Source organism: Streptomyces longispororuber, from assembly GCF_024448165.1.
Lineage (GTDB): Bacteria > Actinomycetota > Actinomycetes > Streptomycetales > Streptomycetaceae > Streptomyces > Streptomyces longispororuber_A.
In genome coordinates this window covers 1-18206 of record NZ_JAMOLN010000205.1, presented here as the reverse complement: position 1 = coordinate 18206, position 18206 = coordinate 1, and the positions used below count along the sequence as shown (strand labels likewise).

The 18206-nt window shown below is 70.9% G+C and carries 15 protein-coding genes; 6 read left to right on the top strand and 9 right to left on the bottom strand.

Annotated features, from left to right (window positions below; translation table 11 throughout):
* Positions 1-180: 180 nt before the first annotated feature.
* Positions 181-2760 (bottom strand): aminopeptidase N, encoded by a 2580-nt coding sequence (gene pepN, locus M4J07_RS38615; protein ID WP_255980153.1) that lies wholly within the window; start codon positions 2758-2760, stop codon positions 181-183.
* Positions 2761-2938: 178 nt separating this feature from the next.
* Here pepN and M4J07_RS38610 point away from each other — a divergent pair, with 178 nt between their 5' ends.
* Entirely contained in the window at positions 2939-3580 is a 642-nt protein-coding gene (locus tag M4J07_RS38610; protein ID WP_255980151.1) for a mycothiol-dependent nitroreductase Rv2466c family protein, read from the top strand.
* Between the two features lie 10 nt (positions 3581-3590).
* Here M4J07_RS38610 and M4J07_RS38605 read toward each other — a convergent pair whose 3' ends face one another.
* The 4 genes from M4J07_RS38605 to M4J07_RS38590 all read right to left on the bottom strand — a co-directional run bounded on the left by M4J07_RS38605 (position 3591) and on the right by M4J07_RS38590 (position 7822).
* A complete protein-coding gene (locus M4J07_RS38605; RefSeq protein WP_255980149.1) occupies positions 3591-3809 on the bottom strand; it encodes a hypothetical protein in 219 nt (72 codons plus the stop codon).
* 203 nt (positions 3810-4012) lie between these two features.
* Positions 4013-4663, bottom strand: coding sequence for a superoxide dismutase (locus tag M4J07_RS38600; RefSeq protein ID WP_255980147.1), 651 nt, complete (start codon positions 4661-4663; stop codon positions 4013-4015).
* 147 nt (positions 4664-4810) lie between these two features.
* Entirely contained in the window at positions 4811-6238 is a 1428-nt protein-coding gene (locus tag M4J07_RS38595) for an amino acid permease (RefSeq protein ID WP_255980145.1), read from the bottom strand.
* A 168-nt stretch (positions 6239-6406) separates the two neighbouring features.
* Positions 6407-7822 (bottom strand): amino acid permease, encoded by a 1416-nt coding sequence (locus tag M4J07_RS38590; protein WP_255980143.1) that lies wholly within the window; start codon positions 7820-7822, stop codon positions 6407-6409.
* Between the two features lie 268 nt (positions 7823-8090).
* Here M4J07_RS38590 and M4J07_RS38585 point away from each other — a divergent pair, with 268 nt between their 5' ends.
* Positions 8091-8675, top strand: a complete 585-nt coding sequence (locus M4J07_RS38585; protein ID WP_255980141.1) for a biotin transporter BioY — start codon at positions 8091-8093, stop codon at positions 8673-8675.
* Between the two features lie 21 nt (positions 8676-8696).
* Here the strand turns inward: M4J07_RS38585 and M4J07_RS38580 are convergent, their stop codons facing one another.
* Both M4J07_RS38580 and M4J07_RS38575 read right to left on the bottom strand, forming a co-directional pair.
* Positions 8697-10028, bottom strand: a complete 1332-nt coding sequence (locus M4J07_RS38580; protein WP_255980139.1) for an FAD-binding oxidoreductase — start codon at positions 10026-10028, stop codon at positions 8697-8699.
* A gap of 49 nt (positions 10029-10077) precedes the next feature.
* A complete protein-coding gene (locus M4J07_RS38575; protein ID WP_255980137.1) occupies positions 10078-10839 on the bottom strand; it encodes a hypothetical protein in 762 nt (253 codons plus the stop codon).
* Positions 10840-11013: 174 nt separating this feature from the next.
* Here M4J07_RS38575 and M4J07_RS38570 point away from each other — a divergent pair, with 174 nt between their 5' ends.
* Positions 11014-12639 (top strand): serine/threonine-protein kinase, encoded by a 1626-nt coding sequence (locus tag M4J07_RS38570; RefSeq protein WP_374215163.1) that lies wholly within the window; start codon positions 11014-11016, stop codon positions 12637-12639.
* Between the two features lie 9 nt (positions 12640-12648).
* Here the strand turns inward: M4J07_RS38570 and M4J07_RS38565 are convergent, their stop codons facing one another.
* The gene (locus M4J07_RS38565; RefSeq protein ID WP_255980133.1) at positions 12649-14100 is read right to left on the bottom strand and encodes an amino acid permease; all 1452 of its coding nucleotides are present in this window, start codon (positions 14098-14100) and stop codon (positions 12649-12651) included.
* 175 nt (positions 14101-14275) lie between these two features.
* Between M4J07_RS38565 and M4J07_RS38560 the strand changes: the two genes are divergently transcribed.
* Together M4J07_RS38560 and M4J07_RS38555 are read left to right on the top strand one after the other, a co-directional pair.
* On the top strand, positions 14276-14764 hold the full coding sequence (locus tag M4J07_RS38560; RefSeq protein WP_255980131.1) for a ribose-5-phosphate isomerase: 489 nt from the start codon (positions 14276-14278) through the stop codon (positions 14762-14764).
* 109 nt (positions 14765-14873) lie between these two features.
* Positions 14874-15710 carry an Fpg/Nei family DNA glycosylase gene (locus tag M4J07_RS38555; protein ID WP_255980129.1) on the top strand — a complete coding sequence of 279 codons (837 nt, stop codon included), beginning with the start codon at positions 14874-14876 and terminating at the stop codon, positions 15708-15710.
* Here M4J07_RS38555 and M4J07_RS38550 read toward each other — a convergent pair.
* Entirely contained in the window at positions 15707-16945 is a 1239-nt protein-coding gene (locus M4J07_RS38550; RefSeq protein WP_255980127.1) for a GNAT family N-acetyltransferase, read from the bottom strand. The two genes, M4J07_RS38555 and M4J07_RS38550, sit on opposite strands and share 4 nt — an antisense overlap.
* Before the next feature lie 129 nt (positions 16946-17074).
* Here M4J07_RS38550 and M4J07_RS38545 point away from each other — a divergent pair.
* The coding region (locus M4J07_RS38545; RefSeq protein ID WP_255980125.1) for a PP2C family protein-serine/threonine phosphatase at positions 17075-18206 on the top strand (1132 nt) is incomplete at its 3' end.

Here is an 18206-nt window from a genome sequence, read left to right as displayed (position 1 = left end):
ACCCCCGCTAACCGCTGTTACAGTCCCGTCGACAAAACCGGACAAGCTCGTCCTAAAGCCAAACCCCCAACCTGCCGAAAAGCCCAGACGACCCAGGGGGTTACGGCTCCGCGTGCCCGCATTCGGTAACACCACCAGAACGAGCCCGGGGCCCCGGGTGCGGGGCCCCGCCCGGACCGGCTAACCGGCGGCCGCCGTGTCGCAGGTCTGGCCGCGCAGCGCCCGCGCCAGATCGTCCCGCGCCTCGAGGACCAGCCGGCGCAGCGCCGGAGCCGACCCCTCGTGGGCCGCCAGCCACGCGTCCGTCGCGTCCAGCGTCTCCTGCGAGTCCTGCAACCCCGGGAACAGCCCGCGCACCACGTGCATCCCGATCTGGATCGACCGGTCGGCCCACACCCGCTCGATCGCCGCGAAGTACTTCTCCGCGTACGGCGCGGTCAGCTCCCGCTGCGACGGCTGCTCGAACCCCGCGATCGTCGCCTCCACCAGCGCGTTGCTCAGCACGTCCGACTCCACGACCTGCGCCCACGCCTGCGCCTTCACCGCGGCCGACGGCCGGGAGGCCAGGCACCGCACCTGGTGCCGCTTGCCGGACGCCGTGTCGTCCCGGGCCAGCTCCGCCGCGAGCACGCCCTCGTCCGCGCGGCCGTACGTGGCGAGCGTGTCGAGGAACGCCCACCGCAGCTCCTGGTCGACCTCAAGGCCGTCGATCTTCCCGGTGCCGTCCAACAGGCCCTGCAGCAGCTGCAGATCGGCCTCGCTCGACGCCACCGACGCGAAGAACCGCGCCCACGTCAGCTGGTGCTGGCTGCCGGGACCGGTGAGCCGCAGCTCCCGCAGCGCGCCCTCGGCGAGCAGCCGCCCGCCCTCCTCGCGCCACTCCGGGGCCGCGTAGTGCACGAGCGCGGACCGGGCCCACGCGTGCAGCATCTGCAGCACGCCGATGTCCGACTCCCGCCCGGCGAACCGCAGCACCAGCTCCACGAAGTCCCGCGCGGGCATGAGCGCGTCCCGCGTCAGGTTCCACAGCGCGGTCCAGCACAGGGCGCGCGCCAGCGGGTCGGTCAGGTCGCCGAGCCGCTCCCGCAGCGTGGCGAGCGACGTCGCGTCGAAGCGGATCTTGCAGTAGGTGAGGTCGTCGTCGTTCACCAGCACCAGCTCGGGCGCCTCGGCCCCGGCCAGCTCGGCGACCACGGTGCGCGGCCCGTCCACGTCGAGCTCGGCCCGCGCGTACCGCTCCAGCGCCCCGTCCGGGGTGCGCCGGTACAGGCCGACGGCCACCCGGTGCGGCCGCAGCTGCGGGTGCGACGCGGCGGCCTCCTGCACCACGGCCAGCTCGGTGATCCGCCCCTCGCCGCTCAGCGTGACCTGCGGCGTCAGGGAGTTGACCCCGGCCGTCTGCAGCCACGCCGCCGACCACGACGTCATGTCGCGGCCGCTGGTCTCCTCCAGGACCGACAGCAGGTCGCCGAGCTGCGTGTTCCCGTACGCGTGCCGCTTGAAGTAGCGGCGCGCGCCCTCCAGGAACGCGTCCCGCCCCACGTACGCGACCAGCTGCTTCAGCACCGACGCGCCCTTGGCGTACGTGATGCCGTCGAAGTTGAGCTTGGCGTCCTCCAGGTCACGGATGTCGGCCGTGATCGGGTGCGTGCTCGGCAGCTGGTCCGCGCGGTACGCCCACGACTTGCGGTTGTTGGCGAAGGTGATCCAGCCGTTCTCGAACCGGGTCGCCTCCACCATCGAGAACGACCCCATGAAGTCGGCGAACGACTCCTTCAGCCACAGGTCGTCCCACCACTGCATGGTGACGAGGTCGCCGAACCACATGTGGGCCATCTCGTGCAGGATCACGTTCGCGCGCCGCTCGTACGACGCCTGCGTGACCTTGCCGCGGAAGATGAACTCCTCGCGGAACGTGACGAGTCCGGGGTTCTCCATCGCGCCCAGGTTGTACTCGGGCACGAACGCCTGGTCGTACTTGCCGAAGGGGTAGGGGTAGTCGAAGTTCTCGTGGAAGAAGTCGAGGCCCTGCTTCGTCACCAGGAACACGTCGTCGGCGTCGAAGTACGGGGCGAGACCCTTGCGGCACATGGCGCCCAGCGGCACGACGAGCTTGGAGCCGTCGTCGAGCACCCGCTCGTAGGAATCCGTCACGTAGTGGTAGGGACCGGCGACGACGGCGGTGATGTACGTGGAGATCGGCTTGGTCTCCGCGAACCGCCAGACGCCGTCGGCGAGTTCACCGACCCCGTTCGACCAGACGGTCCAGCCCTCGGGGGCCTGCACGGAGAACCGGTAGGGCGCCTTCAGGTCGGGCTGCTCGAAGTTGGCGAAGACGCGCCGCGCGTCGGCCGGCTCGTACTGGGTGTAGAGGTAGACCTCGCCGTCCTCGGGGTCGACGAAGCGGTGCATGCCCTCGCCGGTGCGCGAGTAGGCGCACTGGGCGTCGACGACCAGCTCGTTCTCCTCCGCGAGGCCTTCCAGGTGGACCCGGTTGCCGTCGAACACGGCGGCCGGGTCGAGGTCCTCGCCGTTGAGGGACACGGCGGTCACGGACGGGGCGATGAGGTCGACGAACGTCGCGGCGCCCGCCTCGTTCGCCCGGAACCGGATCGTCGTCACGGAGCGGAAGGTGCGCGGCCCGTCGCCGCCGAGCTCGCCGACGGCCGACCGCAGGTCGAGCGCGACCTCGTACCCGTCGACGGACAGCAGACCCGCCCGCTCGCGGGCCTCGTCGCGGGACAGATTCTCACCGGGCACGGCGACACTCCTTCGTGACGTTCGTTTCGCAGGGACCGTCCGGATTCCGGATCCCTGGTGGCCCCGGCCGGACGCCTACGATCCTCGCACGCGGCCCCCGCGCCGAACATCCGGGAATGCCCTCGGCGCGGACCGCGTTGCCGCAGGCAAGACCACTTGGTGACTTCCGAGGAGAGCCATGTCCGCTACGGATGCGAAGACCCCCGTCGACTTCTGGTTCGACCCGCTCTGCCCCTGGGCGTGGATGACGTCGCGCTGGGTCCTTGAGGTCGAGAAGGTCCGCGACATCAAGGTCCGCTGGCACCTGATGAGCCTGGCCGTGCTGAACGAGGACAAGCTCGACGACCTGCCCGACGAGTACCGCGAGCTCCTGGAGACCAAGGCGTGGGGCCCGGTCCGGGTCGTCATCGCCGCGCAGGAGGAGCACGGCGCGGAGGTGCTCGGCGACCTGTACACGGCCATCGGCACCCGCGTCCACAACCAGGGCGAGGGCCCCACCAAGGAGGCCGTCGCCGCCGCCCTGGACGAGGTGGGCCTGCCGGCGTCCCTGCTCGACCACTGGGACGGCACGAAGTACGAGCCCGAGCTGCGCGCCTCCCACAAGGAGGGAATCGACAAGGTGGGCCAGGACGTCGGCACGCCGGTCATCGCGGTCCCGGGCGCCGACGGCAACCAGATCGCCTTCTTCGGCCCGGTCGTCACCCCGGCCCCGAAGGGCGAGGAGGCGGCCAAGCTCTGGGACGGCACCCTCCTGGTCGCCTCGGTCCCCGGTTTCTACGAGATCAAGCGCACGCGTACGCAGGGCCCGATCTTCGAGTAGGCGTCCCGGCTCAGGCGAGTTTTCGCGGGGGAGGGCCGAACGGCATGCTGTTGAAGCCCGTGCGCAGTGTTCGGCACTCCCCGCCGTCGAGGGGCCCGGTGCAGACCCAGAAGGTGTCGGGGTGCTTCTCCCCGGTCCTCTTCAGGCCCTGCTGCTCGTCCTTGGTCAGCTTGCGGTGCGGCTCGCGCCGTTTGCAGCTCTCGCATTGCATGGTCCGGGTTCCGGGCATGACACCTACCCCCTCCGGGGCCGGCCGAGCTCTTCGGGAAGGCCGAAGCCGATGTGGTCACCATCCCCCGGAACCCCGCATACCGACAGACCCCCGTGAGTCACGTCCTCACGGGGGTCCGTCCTTCTTCCGCCCGCCCGCGCGAAGGCTGAGAAGACGATCACGAGGCGGGACGCTTCAGAGCGTCACAGGGCTCACAGGGCTCACGGGGTGAGCAGCAGGCTGTTCGTCCGCTCCTTCGCGGCGGCGTACCGCTTCGCCACGTCCTGCCAGTTGACGACCTGCCACATGGCCTCGATGAAGTCGACCTTCTGGTTCTTGTACTGCAGGTAGAAGGCGTGCTCCCACGCGTCGAAGACCAGGACCGGCGTCGAGCCCTGCCCGACGTTGCCCTGGTGGTCGTAGACCTGCTCGACGATGAGCCGCCCGCTCAGCAGCTCGTACGCGAGGACGCCCCAGCCGGAGCCCTGCGTCGTCGCCGACGCCTTCGTCAGCTGGGCCTTGAACTTGGCGAAGGAGCCGAAGGACTCGGTGATGGCGTCCGCGAGGTCGCCGACCCCGTCGGCGGCCAGCGGCTCGCCGCCGCCACCGTCCTTGGGGCTGTTCATGTTGTGCCAGTAGATGCTGTGCAGGATGTGGCCGGAGAGGTGGAAGGCCAGGTTCTTCTCCAGGCCGTTGATCGCGCCCCACGACTCCGTGTCCCGGGCCTGCGCCAGCTGCTCCAGGGTGTCGTTCGCGCCCTTCACATAAGCCGCGTGGTGCTTGTCGTGGTGCAGCTCGATGATCTGCGGGTTGATGACCGGCTCGAGCGCCGCGTAGTCGTACGGAAGTTCAGGAAGCGTGTAGATGGCCATGTCCGTCCGTGTCCTCCGGCTGCTTATTGCAAGTAGTTCGCAAGTGCAGGCTAGCAGCAGGAGTGTCGTGCGCAACGCGAAGCCCCCCGCAACGCGAAGGACCCCCGGGCCAGTTGGCCCGGGGGTCCTTCGGAGAGCGGTGGCCGGCTAGGCGAGCTGCTTCTTCTCGGCCGCCTTCTGCCGCACGTAGCCCACGATCGCGAGCACGATCGTCAGGCCGCCCGTGTAGTACAGCTGCACGCGCGTGTCGTGCTCACGGGCCATCAGGACGAAGACGACGACCATCGCGACGAGCGCCAGGATCGTCAGGTAGGGGTACGCCCACATCTTCACGACGAGCTTCTCCGGCGCCTCGCGCTCCAGCTTGCGGCGCAGCACCAGCTGCGAGATCGCGATGAAGAACCAGACGACGAGGATGATCGCGCCGATGGTGTTGAGCAGCCACGCGAAGACGTCGTCCGGACGCCAGTAGCTCAGCAGCACGCAGACGAAGCCGAAGACCGCCGAGAGCAGCACCGCGACGCGCGGCACCCCGCCGGTGATCTTGCCGACGACCTTCGGGCCCATGCCGCGGGCGACCAGTGAACCGGCCATCCGGGACGCGCCGTAGATGTTGGCGTTCATCGCGGAGAGCAGGGCGATGAGGACGACCACGTTCATGATCTGGCCGGCGCCGGGGATGCCCAGGTGGTCGAGCGTGGCGACGTACGGGCCCTTGGTGGGGATCTCCTTCGCCGTCCACGGCAGCAGGACCACGACGACCGCCATCGAACCGACGTAGAAGAGCGCGATGCGCCACATCGCCGTGCGGACCGCCTTCGCGACGCCCTGCACCGGGTGCTCGGACTCGGCGGCGGCGATCGTCACCGTCTCCAGACCGCCGTACGCGAAGACCGACGCGAGCAGACCGACGATCAGGCCCTCCGTGCCGTTGGGCATGAAGCCGCCGTGGCCGGTGAGGTTGGACGTGCCGGGCGCGTCCACGTCGGGCAGCACGCCCAGGATCGCCAGGATGCCGATGCCGAGGAAGAGGACGATCGCGCCGACCTTCAGCGTCGCGAACCAGAACTCGAACTCGCCGAAGTTCTTCACCGCCGCGAGGTTCGTGCCGGTGAACAGCAGCATGAACAGGGCGACGAGCGCCCACTCCGGCACGCCCGGCAGCCACGCGTGCACGATGCCCGCGGCACCGATGCCCTCCAGGCCGACGGCCACGCACAGCAGGAACCAGAACGCCCAGCCCGCCGTGAACCCGGCCCACGGACCGATGGCCCGCTCGGAGTGCACGGAGAAGGAGCCGGAGGCCGGGTACGCCGCCGCCATCTCGCCGAGCATGCGCATCACGAGCATCACGAGGGCGCCGGATATCGCGTAGGCGAGGATGATCGACGGCCCCGCCGCGGCGATCGCGGTGCCGGAGCCCACGAAGAGGCCGGCCCCGATCACGCCGCCGAGCGCGATCATGGACAGATGGCGCTGCTTGAGGCCGTGCGACAGCGACGGCTCGGCCGGCGACTGGTCGACGGGCGGCGCGTCCGCACGCTCTGCGGATGACTGCGCTGACGTCCGAGACATGGAAGTGCCCTGTTCAGTAGCTGAGACGGGGGTGCGTAAGCATGAGGTAAAGCACCGGGTAAAACGGCCCACAGTCTGAGGGCGCACCCCGCTCACAGGGAATACGTTTCCGGAATACGGACACGACGCTCACACGTGGCGACGGCGATGTCGACGTTCGGTGAACACTCAGGCACGCCGAGCGCGCAACTCCCGCACACCCGCGACCAGGAGGACCGCGGCCGTCGCCCCGGTCGACCACAGCAGCTGCGGCCGCGCCGTGTCGTCGGTCAGCATCAGCCCGAACACCGCCGCCATCGCCGCGAGCGCCACCCACGTCAGCCACGGGAACGCCCACATCCGCAGCACCAGCCGCTCCGGCGCCGCCGCCTCGATCCGCCGCCGCAGCCGCAGCTGCGACGCCGCGATCAGCGCCCACACGAACAGCAGCACCGCGCCGACCGAGTTGAGCATGTAGAGGAAGACGGAGTCGGGCCACTCCAGATTGAGCAGCACGGACACGAAGCCGAAGGCCACCGACGCCAGGACCGCCCGGCGCGGCACGCCGCCCCCGCTCACCTTCAGCAGCGCCTTCGGCGCCTCGGCGCGCTCGGCCAGCGAGAAGACCATCCGGGACGAGCCGTACAGATTGGCGTTGAGCGCCGACAGCAGGGCGACGAACACCACGATGTTCATGATCTGGCCCGCCGACGGCACCCCGATCGAGTCGAGCACGGTGACGTACGGGCTGATCCCCGCCCGCTGCGCCGTCCACGGCAGCACCGTCACGATGACCAGCATCGACCCGACGTAGAAGAACAGGATCCGGAACACCGCGCTGCGCACCGCCCGCGCCACCGAGCGCACCGGGTCGTCGGACTCGGCGGCCGCGATCGTGACGACCTCCAGACCGCCGAACGCGAAGATCACCGCGAGCACGCCGGAGACGACGCCCTGCCAGCCGTGCGGCAGGAAGCCGCCGTCGCCGGTGAGATGGGTGAGGCCGACCGGGTCCCCAGAGGAATCGGACGCAGCCGGCAGGAGCCCGAAGATCGCGAGCGTGCCGAGGACGAGGAACGCGACGATCGCGAAGACCTTCAGGGCCGCGAACCAGAACTCGAACTCGCCGAAGTTCTTCACCGCCGTCAGGTTGGCCACCGTGAACACGACCATGAACAGCAGCACCCACGCCCACTGGGGGACGCCCGGCACCCACCCGTTCGCGATCTGCGCGGCGCCCGTCGCCTCCACGGCGAGGACGACCACCAGCAGGAACCAGTAGAGCCAGCCGACGCTGAACCCGGCCCACCGGCCGAGCGCCCGCTCCGCGTGCACGGAGAACGAGCCGGACGCGGGCATCGCCGCCGACATCTCGCCGAGCATCCGCATCACGCACATCGCGAGCGCGCCCGCGATCAGGTACGAGACGACGATCCCCGGCCCCGCGACCGCGATGCCGGCGCCCGAACCGACGAAGAGCCCGGCCCCGATGACACCGCCGAGCCCCAGCATGGTCAGGTGCCGCTGCTTCAGCCCGGCGGAGAGCGGTTCGTCGGGCGTGGGGCTGCCGGGCAGGGAACCGCCGGGCGGGGAGCTGTCGTGCATGGGGGGCTTCGGCCGATCTCGGGCGGTGCGGGGTTTAGCGGGAACCTACAGTGTTCCGCCCGGGCGCCCCGCGGTGCAAAACGGGGCCACCCACCGCTGGCCTCAGTGACGAGCATCACCTCGGAGGAGGTGTACAGGAACGCCTTTGTACGGAGCCCACCAATCCGGTGCGTCAGCCTTTGTCGACCGGCGACCGTGATCGGCTCAAGTCCCCTGGGATAGCGTCACGGAGTCCCACCCTGCCCGACCTCAAGAACGCGGAGTCCCCATGAGCACCGCCACCGCAGCCGTCGCCGCCCGCCCGGGCAAGGTTCTCGCCGACCTCATCCCCGCCTCCCGCACCAAGGACATCGCGCTGGTCGTCGGCGGCGCCGCCCTCACCGGCATCGCCGCGCAGATCGCCGTCCCCGTCCCGGGCTCGCCGGTCCCCGTCACCGGACAGACCTTCGCCGCGCTCCTCGTCGGCACCGCGCTCGGCGCCCGCCGCGGCTTCCTCGCGCTCGCCGTGTACGCGCTCGCGGGCATGGCCGGCATGCCGTGGTTCGCCGAGGGCGCCTCCGGCTTCTCGATGCCCTCGTTCGGCTACGTCATCGGCCTGATGCTGGCCTCGGCGGCCGTCGGCGCGCTGGCCCGCCGCGGCGGTGACCGCTCGGTGCTGCGCACCGCGGGCACCATGGTGATCGGCGAGGCGATCGTCTACGCGGTCGGCGTCCCCTACCTCGCCGTCTCCACCGGCATGAGCCTGACGGCCGCGGTCGCCGCGGGCCTGACCCCGTTCCTGCTCGGCGACGTGCTGAAGGCGGTCCTGGCGATGGGCGCGCTGCCCACCGCCTGGAAGTTCGCCAACAAGTAGGCGACCAGGGCCCGTCCGGTCCTAGCGCAGGTTGTAGTTCCTCCGGAAGAGGTTCGCCGGGTCGTACGCGGCCTTCAGATCGGCGAGCCTCTTCCGCGTCTCCGCGTCGTACAGGCCCTCGGGCCGGTCGCCGCCGCCGAACGCGAAGTTGAGCGAACGGCCCACGACGTGCCCCTCCACGGCCGCGAACGCCCGCGCGTGATGCGCCCGCGCCGCGTCCCTGCCCCCCTCGCCGAGCGGCGACAGGATCCGCACCAGCCAGCCCGCGTCCCGGTACGGCACCGCGTTCGGCGCGGGCCGGGAGAGCGCGCCGCCCAGGTGGTTGAGCTGGACGACGTGCATGCCGTCGGCCGCGGGGCCCGACAGGGTGAAGAGCTCGGTGACCGCCGCGACGTCCAGCTCGTCCAGGAACACGCTGTCCCCGTAGTACGCGTGCGGGAAGTCGGGGTCGCTGTGGATGGTGTGGCTCTCGCCGTACGGCATCTCGCGCACGGTGTCCGAGACCGCCGGGCCGAGCGCGGCCCGCAGCGGCGCCACCAGCCGCTCGCCCTCCGCCGCGTCCCCGGTGAACGCGATCCGCACCGACACCAGATACGTGCCGCGCAGGTGCGGCGGCATCGCCGGGACGTCCGGGTAGACGAGGGCCGCGAGCGACGAGGTCAGCGTCTCGGGGACGGTCGACGCCCACGCGACGTAGTCCCGCACCAGGTCCGCCGGGTCCGTCACGCGCCCGTCGTGGCCGAGCGAGCCCCCGTAGAGCCGGGTCACCGGCACCAGGCCGACCTCGATCGCGGTCACCACGCCGAGGTTGGCGCCGCCGCCGAGCAGACCGCCGAAGAGCTCCGGGTCGCTGTCGTGCGTGACGTGCCGCAGGGTGGCGTCGGCCGTGACGACGTCGACCGCGCGCACGTGGTCGGCCGTGTAGCCGAACTCCCGCGCCAGGATGCCGAGTCCGCCGCCCAGCGTGTAACCGACGGCGCCGACGCTCGGCGCCGAACCGTTCAGCGGGGCGAGGCCGTGCTCGGCGGCGGCCTCGACGACGGCGCCCCAGCGGGCGCCCGCGCCGATCCGCACGGTGCGGGCCGCGGGATCCACGACGACCTCGGTCATCCGCCGGGTGCTGATGAGGACGCCGCCCTCGGTGTCGTCGGGCAGGCCGTGCCCGGTGGCCTGGACGGCCACCGGGAGGCCTTCGGCCGCGGCGTGCGCCACCGCGGCCACCACGTCGTCGGCGGTGGCCGCGGTGAAGACCACGTCGGGCCGCTGGGCGAAACCGGTCTGGAAACCGGCGAGTTCGTCGTCGTAACCGGCATCGCCCGGACGGAGTGTGATCGCGTCGTGCTGTGGAGTCATGGCACGTACTGTGCCCGCATAACCTGACAGTTTCCGTCAGCTTTTCACGTCAGTTCTTCGCGACGGGCCTCCGGCTGGACCACCACAGCCCCGCCCCGCCCACGGCGAGCAGCGCGGCGCCGACCGCGCCGAGCGGCAGCACCTCGTCGGCGGGACCGGTGGACGGCAGGTTCCCCTTGTCCCCGGCGTCACCGGTGCCGCCGCCCTTGTCGCCCGCGGGCGCGGCCGGCTTGTTCTCCGTGCCGAGCAGCAGCGGGGTCACGGGCGCGTTCGGCGACGGGCTGGTGTTGCCGAACGGCACGGGGCCCTGCTGCCAGAAGGTCTTCTTGCCGTCCCCGCTCTGCACCGGCAGACAGATCTTGCCGGTCTTCGTGACGTCGAAGGTCGCGGCGACCTTGTACGACTGCGACTTTCCGGCCGCGAGATTGGCGATCCCGCACGAGAAGGCGCTGTTGGAACCCTTCGGCAGATCCTTTCCGGCGAGTGCGGTGCAGCCCGGCACGTCCTTGATCGTCATTCCGTCGAATCCGACGACGAGCAGATTGATCTTCCCGCTGTCCTTGGTGCCCTGATTGCTCACGCTCGCGACAAGGTTCTTCGTCTCCTTGGTCGAATTGTCGACGGAGATCTTCTCGCTGAGACCCGTGGTCAATTTGACGCCCGCGGGCGCGGTGTCCATGGCCTTTCCGCCCTCGCTGCTGCCCGGACCAGGCCCGTCGTCCGCGACAGCGGCAAAAGGCAGGATGACTACTGCCGTTACCGTCGCGGTCAGCAGCGACCCGGCAATTTTCACCTGACGCCGTGAACTCATGTTCGTCCCCCTTGGTCTTTCTCGCTCCCCCAACTGCGTCCGAATTCGCAGTACTTGAAGAGGTACCACAAGATTTCTCCCCACTATGCTGGGACGGCGGGAAGTGTCGATTTTGTGTTTCGGGGGTGCAGTCGATTGCCTGGGAACATGAGTGGAGGCGTCCGGGGATTAGTGGTGGCAGCGCGCTACCGACTGGACGAACACATAGGCCAGGGCGGCATGGGACGCGTGTGGCGCGCGGTGGACGAGATGCTCGACCGGCCCGTGGCCGTCAAGGAGATGCGCATCGACGGACTCGACCCCGAGGACGCCCGCACCCGTCGTGAGCGCACCCTGCGCGAGGCCCGCGCGACGGCCCGCATCGACCACCCGAACGTGGTCCGCGTCTACGACGTCGTGGACGAGGGCGAACGCCTGTGGATCGTCATGGAACTGGTCGACGGCCGCTCCCTCGAACAGATCCTGGTGGCGGACGGACCGCTCGGCGTCGACGAGGTCGCGGAGATCGGCCGGGGCCTCGCCGAGGCGCTGCGCCCGGTGCACGCGAGCGGCGTCCTGCACCGCGACATCAAACCCGGCAACGTCCTCATCGAGCGCGCCGGGCGCCGCCGCGTCATCCTCACCGACTTCGGGATCGCCGCCATCCAGGACACCAAGGCGCTCACCATGGTCGGCATGCTCGTCGGCTCGCCCGACTACATGGCGCCCGAGCGGGTCTCGGGGCGCCCGCAGGGTCCGCCGTCCGACCTCTGGTCGCTGGGCGCGACGCTGTGCGCGGCGCTCGGCGGGCACTCCCCGTTCAGCCGCGACACGACGCTCGCGACCCTGCACGCCGTGCTCTACGAGGAGCCCACGCTGCCGCCCGAGGCGGGCCGGCTGACCCCGCTCCTGGAGGGCCTCCTGGCGAAGGAGCCGCAGGACAGGCCCGGCCTCGACGAGGTGGCCGAGGCGCTGGCGCCACCGCGGCCCGAGCCGGCGCCGCCGCAGGACCCGGTGCCGGTCCCGCGTCCCAGGACCCACACCCTCGACATCGGGCTGCGCCGCCCCGCACCGGTTCCGCCGGTCCCCTCGCAGGCCCCCACGGAGTGCGCGAAACCCGCCCCGGGCGACGACCTCCTGGGACCCCCGAAGGCCCCGGTCCCGGCCCCGGGCCCGGCGTCCGGCCGGCCGAACCGGCGCCGCGTCACCCTGATCGCCGCCGGGGGAGTGCTGCTCGCGGGCGCCGCGGCCGCGCTCGTCCTGACCCTGCCCGGCGACGGCTCGTCCGGTGGCGGGGCGCAGGCGGGCGGCGGACCGACGGTCACCTCGCGGCCGCCCACGGTCGAGGGCACCTCGCGCCCGCCGACCACCGGCCCGTCGCTGCCGCCGGGATCGCGGCGCGAGATCGACTACGCGTGGGTGCCGCCCAGCGGCTGGAAGCGGGCGGTCAAGACGGCGGCCGAGGTGCACTACACGTCACCCGACGGCACGCAGGAGCTGGCGGCGCAGTCCGCGCTGGCCAAGGACGACCTGCTGGCGACGTGGCAGAAGTCGGAGCGCAGCGCCCACCAGGGCCAGGCGTACGAGAAGATCCGCCTGGGCCGCACGACGTTCCGCGGACACCCCGCCGTGGTGTGGGAGTACCTGTTCACGCTCGACGGCAGGCGCTGGCACGCCGAGCAGCTGGCCTTCGAACAGGGAGCCCAGTCGTACCAGATCAGCACCTGGTACCAGCTGGGCGCGGAGGGGCGGGCGAAACAGACGTACGAGCGGGTGAAGAGGACCTTCACCGTCCTGACGCCCGGCCCCTCCGGGAACTGACGGGACCGGTCAGACCTTGCTGAGGTCCTTGCCGCGCTGGATCCGCTCACGGACCAGCGAGAACCCGACCACGAACGCGGCCACGAGCAGCGACAGGAGCACCTGCTCGCGCCCGGCGTCGTCCGTCAGCATGTAGACGAGCACGAACGAGATCGCGGCGATCGTCGCCCACGTCAGGTACGGGAACAGCCACATCTTCACGACGAGCTTCTCCGGCTGCTCGCGCAGGATGATGCCGCGCATCTTCAGCTGCGTGAAGCAGATGACCAGCCACACGAACAGGGCGACGGCGCCGGAGGAGTTGAGCAGGAAGGTGAAGACGGTGTCCGGCCACTGGTAGTTGAACCACACGGCGAGGAAGCCGAAGACGACGGAGCCGAGGATCGCGGTCCGCGGCACGCCGCGGCTGGTGGTCTTCGCGAACGCCTTGGGGGCGTCGCCCCGCTGGCCGAGCGAGAACGCCATGCGGGAGGCGGTGTACAGGCCCGAGTTCAGGCAGGACAGGACGGCGGTCAGCACGATGACGTCCATGACCTGACCGGCGTGCGGAATGCCGATGGAGTTCAGAGCGGCCACGTAGGACCCCTCGTCGACGATCGACTTGTCGTTCCACGGCAGCAGGGTGAGCACGACGAAGATCGAGCCCAGGTAGAAGATGCCGATGCGCCAGATCACGGAGTTCGTGGCCTTGGTGACGGCCTTCTGCGGGTCCTCGGACTCACCGGCGGCGAGGGTGACGATCTCGGAGCCCATGAAGGAGAAGACGACCATCAGCACACCGGTGAGGATCGCGCCGGGCCCCTTGGGGAAGAACCCTCCGGCGTCCGTCAGGTGGGCGAGCCCGCTGCCCGCGTTGTCCGAGCCCGGCAGCACGCCGAACACGGCGAGCAGACCGACGATCACGAACGCGCCGATGGCGACGACCTTGATCCCGGCGAACCAGAACTCGAACTCGCCGTACGAGCCCACGGCCGCCAGGTTCACGGCGGTGAGCACGACCATCACGATCAGCGCCCAGCCCCACTGGGGGACGCCCGGTATCCAGCCGTTGAGGATCTTGGCCCCGGCCGTCGCCTCCACGGCGAGCACCACGACCCAGAAGAACCAGTACAGCCAGCCGATGGAGAACCCGGCCCAGCGCCCGAGGGCCTGGTCGGCGTAGGCGGAGAAGGAGCCGGAGGAGGGCCGGGCCGCGGCCATCTCGCCGAGCATCCGCATCACGAGGACGACCATGGCGCCGACGAGGGCGTACGAGATGAGGATGGCGGGGCCGGCCGCCGCGATGCCGGAACCGGATCCGACGAACAGACCGGCGCCGATGACACCACCGATGGCGATCATCGACAGATGACGGTTCTTGAGCCCTGCCTTCAGGCCGTCGCCACCGTCCGGCCCGCCCTGGACCCCATGGGGGTCTACGGGCGATGTGTCTTCCGTCGCAAGGGATGACTGCGAGGTCATGAACGGATCCTTAGGTTCTCGGGGTACGAGCCCTGGCATTCAAAGCGCAGAGAGGCGCGGAGCGGAAGACCTGAATCCGGATTGTTGCCTTCCTTACGTCGGGCTCACATCCGGATGACCATGGTTCTGCCCCCGGACGCGGCTACCCGGCCCGCGGCGTGCCACACTCGGACCCATGCGCGTGTACCTCGGCTCGGATCATGCCGGCTACGAACTCAAGAACCACCTCGTCGAATGGCTCAAGGCCCACGGCCACGAGCCCGTCGACTGCGGGCCCCACATCTACGACGCCCTCGACGACTACCCCCCGTTCTGCCTCCGCGCCGCGGAGAAGACGGCGGCGGACCCGGAGTCGCTCGGCATCGTGATCGGCGGCTCGGGCAACGGCGAGCAGATCGCCGCGAACAAGGTCAAGGGCGTCCGTGCGGCCCTCGCCTGGAGCGAGCAGACCGCCGCCCTCGGCCGCGAGCACAACGACGCGAACGTGATCTCCATCGGCGGCCGCATGCACACGCAGGACGAGGCGACGAAGTTCGTCGAGATCTTCCTGTCGACGCCGTACTCGAACGAGGAGCGCCACCAGCGCCGCATCGACATGCTCTCCGCGTACGAGACGACGGGCGACCTCCCGCCCATCCCGGCCCACCACCCGCAGCAGGGCTGAGCCTTTCCGGAGGGGCTTGACCATTCAAGCCCCTCCGGCGATCGAGGAGCGGGGTCCGGGGCGGAGCCCCAGGACGGCAACCCCCACGAACCCGAGGAGAGCGACGGCCGTGCCCGAGGGCCACACGATCCACCGCCTAGCCCAGGACCACGCCGCCCGATTCCAGGGCCGCAGGACCAAGGTGACCAGCCCCCAGGGCAAGTTCTCCGACGCGGCAGCGCTCCTCACCGGCCAGGAACTGACCCGCACGGAAGCCCACGGCAAACACCTCTTCCTCGGCTTCGAGGACGACGACGCCTGGATCCACATCCACCTCGGGCTCTTCGGCAAGTACGCCATCGGCGACACCCCGGCCCCGCCCCCCACGGACACCGTCCGCCTGCGCCTCCTCCACGAGCAGGCCTACTCGGACCTCCGCGGCCCCACCACCTGCGCCCTGATCACCGACGCCGAGAAGCAGGCGATACACGACCGCCTGGGCCCGGACCCGCTGCGCCCCGCCGACGACCCGGCCAAGGCGTACGCGCGCATCGCCCGCAGCCGTACGACGATCGCCGCGCTCCTCATGGACCAGAAGGTCATCGCGGGCGTCGGCAACGTCTACCGGGCCGAGGTCCTCTTCCGCCACCACATCGACCCGTACACCCCGGGCCGGAACCTCGACCCCGACCGACTGGCCGCGGTCTGGGACGACTTGGTGGCGCTGATGCGGGACGGCGTGCGCGCCAACCGCATCGACACGGTCCGCCCCGAGCACACCCCCGAGGCGATGAACCGCCCGCCCCGCGTCGACGACCACGGCGGCGAGGTCTACGTGTACCGGCGCGCACCCCAGCCGTGCCACCTGTGCGGCACCGAGATCCGCACGGCGGAACTGGCGGCCCGGAACCTGTTCTGGTGCCCGACCTGCCAGCCCGCCCACACCAACTTCCCCCGACCCGCTTAGAACCCGTGCTGCAGCCACGGCGCGACCGGTGAGCCGAAGGCCACCGCCGCCTCGCCGAGCGCCCCCTGCCGCAACTCCCGCACCCGGCCCGCCCCGGCCAGCTCGGTGAGCGACACGTCACCGAGATAGGCCGCGCCCAACTCCCGTACGGACAGGGCGAGATCGGCCGGCTCCTCGGTCCGCTTGCACGACGCGCCCTTCGCGTCGCCGACGAGCCGCCAACGCCCCTCGTTCCAGGGGCAGAAGGAGTCCTCGACGTCGAACACGACGTCGACCGGGGTGAGATACGTACGCGCTTCGAGGGCGGCACCCACCTCCACCAGCCGTACGTGCATCGAGTCGCGCACGCGCACCCCGCACCGCCGAACGTCGGAAACGAGGGAGAGCAGCGGATCGTCCACCGGACGGTTGCGCGCCTCCACCGTCTCCGTCAGGTCGATGTCGCACAGGAACCGCCACAGCGCCGCGTACGCCGCCGGGTCGAGGGCGGTGACCTCGCGGGCCTGGATCCGGCCGTGCGCCACCGCGAACTCCGACTCCGGCTTGTTGTGGAACCGGGCGAAACCGACCGTCTCCCCGGCCCGCTCCGCGACCACGCACTGCAGCGGGGACGCGCCGCCGCGGTCCTGCTCCGGGTCGAGCAGCGGCAGCCGCTCCCAGCCCGGCTTGCGGGCGAGCATCCCCGGGCGGGTGCCGACCGTGCGCAGGTGCACGGCCTCGCAGCGCTCGGCGGCCTCGGCCGCGTCCACGATCCGCAGCCGCACGTCGTCGGTGCCGGCCGGCGCGTCGATCCGCACCTTCGTCGAGTCGATGGCCAGCGCCAGCTGCCGGGTCGCGATGCCGTAGCCGAACCGGCCGTAGATCGCGGGCTCGGACGCGGTGAGGACCGCGAGCGGCTCGCCCCAGGCCCGGACGTCGTCGAGCTGGCGGCGCATCATCGACGTGAGGATGCCGCGCCTGCGGTGGGTCGCGGCGACACTCACCATGGTCACCCCGGCGGCGTCCACGAACGCGCCGCCCGGCACCGACACCCGGAACGAGAAGGCGCCCGCGGTGCCCACGCACTCGTCGCCGTCCCACACGCCGATCGACCGGTCGAGCTCCGTCAGGTCGTCCCACAGCCGCCGCTCCTGCGGCGCCTCGGGAACCCCGCCGAAGGCCAGCTCCAGCCTCCCGTACCAGCGGTCCCACTCTTCACGGCGCAGCACGTGCAGGTCGTGCAGGTCTTTCGTCATACGCCCATCCCTACCAGGGCGAGCAGGCCGCGAGCGAGGGATTTACCGGGCGGGGAACGTGCCCGGAAAGGGGGACAAGTGGGACCTCCCGTGCACAGGTCCAGGCCTCACGGATAAGGTCCACGAGCAATGGCGGTACGACGAGAGCGGCGCGGGCGCGAACAGCGCGCCGAAGCCGAGACGTTCCCGGCCCGGTTGAAGATGCGGATGCACCGGGTCCGCACCGCCGTGCGCAGATCCGGGGTCGACTACTTCCGCGGCGACGGTTCGGACTGGATCGCGCTCGCCGGACTGCTGATCACGATCCCGCTGATCGCCTGCGCCACGATCCTCAACCCGGTCTGGTGCTCGCCCGCGGTGCTGGTCCTGCCGATCGTCGCGGGCGGCCTGCTGCTGCGCCCCGCCAGCCTGCTCGGTCTGTACGCGGCGGCCGCCGCGGCGCTGATCGTGGAGTCGGTCCAGCTCGGCCCGTACTCGGAGCGCGCGGCCGCGGTCACCCCCGGCACCGTCCTCACGGTCGCGGCCTGCGGTTTCTTCGGGCTGCTCATCGCCCAGTTCCGCAGCCGCGTCGGCGTGCCCTGGCGGCGCGGCGGCACGATGCTCTTCGACCTGCGCGAACGCATCCGCACCCAGAGCCGGCTGCCCAAGCTGCCGCAGGGCTGGCACCGCGAGATGGCGCTGCGTCCGGCGGGCGGCCAGTCGTTCTCGGGTGACTTCGTGGTGGCGGCCCGGACGAACAACGGCCGCACGCTGGAGGTCGTCCTCACCGACGTCTCCGGCAAGGGCATGGACGCCGCGTCCCGGGCGCTGCTCCTGGCGGGCGCCTTCAGCGGCCTCCTGGGTTCCCTGCCCCCGCACGCCTTCCTCCCGGCGGCCAACGGCTACCTCCTCCGCCAGGACTGGGACGAGGGCTTCGCGACCTCGATCCACCTCGTCCTCGACCTCGAATCGGGCGACTACGAGCTCTACTCGGCGGGCCACCCGCCGGGCCTCCAGCTCAGCGCGGGCACGGGCCGCTGGGAGGAGAAGGCCGCGGAGGGTCCGCTCCTCGGGGTGTACGACGGGGCGGAGTTCGACGCGACGAAGGGCACGCTGCGGCCCGGTGACGTCCTGATGCTCTTCACGGACGGCCTGGTGGAGACGTCCGACCGGGACATCTCCGAGGGCATCGACCGCCTCACCGGAGAAGCCGACCGCTATGTGACGGGCGGCTTCCACGGCGCGGCCTGGCACCTCATCGAGGCGGTCGCCAAGGACGTCA